The following is a 2,082-nucleotide window of genomic DNA, read 5'->3' as shown; positions in this document are numbered from 1 at the left end:
GGTTACGGATGGTAACGTGGGGAGTACTCATGCTGATTGGTCTGCAAAAAGCAGTAATAAATTCAGAACTTCAGAATACCGTCAAGTCCCGAAAAAAGAAAAATCAGGTGCGGAATGACGGTTTGATACCATGAGAAAGATTTTTTCTTGTGGCGATCGCCGCTGCCAGAGAGGGTGTCATCGAGATCAACATAAATAAAGCCATAGCGCTTGGACATTTCGCCAGTCGACATGCTGACCAGATCGATACAGCCCCAAGGGGTATAGCCCATCAGTGTCACACCGTCAGCAATGGCATCGGCCATCGCCTCAATATGCTGGCGCAGATAATTGATGCGGTAATCGTCCGCCACGTAGAGGTTGCTGTCGGGTTTATCGATCGCACCTAATCCGTTTTCGACCACAAACAGGGGCTTACCGTATCGGTCATAAAGCTGGTTCAGCGCGATGCGTAGGCCGGTTGGATCGATCTCCCATCCCCATTCGCTGGCCTCGAGAAACGGGTTGCGCGTTCCTCCCAGTAAATTGCCTTCGGTATCTTCACCCTCAGCGTGGGTTTCATTCACGGTGGTCGACATATAGTAGCTGAAACCGATGTAATCGACGGTATTATTCGCCAGCAGTTCAAGATCACCGGGTTCGATCGCTAAAGTGACGCCGAGCGAGTCCCACAATCGTTGCGCATAGTAGGGGTATCTGCCGTTGGCTTGTACATCGGCGCAATAGAAATTGAAGGACTGCGTGCGTTGCATGGCCGCCAACTGATTAACCGGGTTGCTGTCGTAGGCGTAGGTGGTGGCATAAATAATCATGCAGCCCATCTGGATGTTCGGATTGACGTCGCGGGCAATTTTGGTTGCCAGACTGCTGGCGACAAACTGGTGATGCCATGCCTGAAATTTCGCCTGTGGGTCCCGGGCCCCCGTTTTGACGACGAGCCCCTGGCTCATGATCGGAAAATGCGCAGCACTGTTGATCTCATTGAAGGTCATCCAATATTTGACCTTGTGCCCGAAACGCTCGAGCACCGTGCGAGAAAAACGCTCGAAAAAACCGACCAGCGCGCGGTTTTTCCAACCGCCATAGACGGTGGCCAGATGCAGCGGCAGTTCGTAGTGAGAAATCGTGATAACCGGTTCAATGCCGTGGGCGAGACAGCTATCAATTACCGCATCGTAGTGTGCCAAACCAGCTTCATTGGGCGTTTGTTCCACGCCGTTAGGGTAAATACGGGTCCAGGCAATGGAAAAACGGTAACACTTGAAGCCCATTTCAGCGAACAGCGCGATATCTTCCTTGAAACGGTGATAATGGTCGATGCCCTTGTGGTTAGGGTAAGTATAACGCGCGGTATCCAGCGAAAAATCGAAGGATTCAGACGCGACGATGGCTAAGCGTGCTTTGCCGCCTGGGAGGGTATCCACAATCGACAGTCCCTTGCCCGCTTCATCGTATGCGCCTTCTACTTGATTGGCGGCGGTGGCACCGCCCCAAAGGAATTCGGGAGGAAATCGTGTACTCATGGGCTGCTCCTTTTAGTATCCAAAATGAAACTGGTTTCATTTTATACCCGTCATACTTCAAGTTGCATGTGCGTTGGCTGCACTTGCTCACCCGAATCACTTACCTGAGTAAGCTCATCGGGATTCACTCACTTGCCGCCTTCCTGCAACTCGAATTATTTAGGGTATATTGCGTAACGGTATAAAAGTGTGTCTCTTTCGCTGATGGGATAGCGCTGCCCCAGAATGTGGGGCAGCGGGGAGCGCGATTAAGACGGGGTTTGTAGTGTGAGTAATAGCCCTTCGCGACGCATCTGGGCCGCTTCCTCCGGCAGCCGCAGATGGTCAAAGGCATCGGCGCGCCAAGCGTAATCAAAGGCATCCGGGCGCAGCGCCAATGCCGCAGCAAACGCATCGCAGGCCTGCTGCCATTCCCCCTGTTTCAGCATTAACTGTCCTAAATAACTGTTCCGAATAGTAGATCACCTGAAGGGAACTCAGTCCGAGTTGAGCGATCTGATCAATCGATAAAGATCCCAAATCATCAACCGGACTGAGCGATGTCGAGCATAGCACCGAT

The 2,082-nt window shown here is 52.1% G+C and carries 1 protein-coding gene and 1 pseudogene; both read right to left on the bottom strand.

What is annotated here, in order from left to right; translation table 11 throughout:
- Window positions 1-62: 62 nt before the first annotated feature.
- Window positions 63-1,523 (bottom strand): glycoside hydrolase family 1 protein, encoded by a 1,461-nt coding sequence (locus ACTBDZ_RS17295; protein ID WP_438816208.1) that lies wholly within the window; start codon window positions 1,521-1,523, stop codon window positions 63-65.
- A 248-nt stretch (window positions 1,524-1,771) separates the two neighbouring features.
- Window positions 1,772-1,972: pseudogene (locus tag ACTBDZ_RS17290) on the bottom strand (tetratricopeptide repeat protein); the annotation flags it as partial.
- Window positions 1,973-2,082: the final 110 nt, after the last annotated feature.

It is taken from the genome of Symbiopectobacterium sp. (genome assembly GCF_051710365.1).
Taxonomy (GTDB): Bacteria; Pseudomonadota; Gammaproteobacteria; order Enterobacterales; family Enterobacteriaceae; genus Symbiopectobacterium.
Note: the sequence above shows the minus strand (reverse complement) of the source record. Positions and strands in the feature narration are given on the sequence as shown.

What these genes read in the sequence shown, in the direction of transcription:
- ACTBDZ_RS17295 (WP_438816208.1), bottom strand. Translation starts at nt 1,523, where the DNA reads ATGAGTACACGATTTCCTCCCGAATTCCTTTGGGGCGGTGCCACCGCC.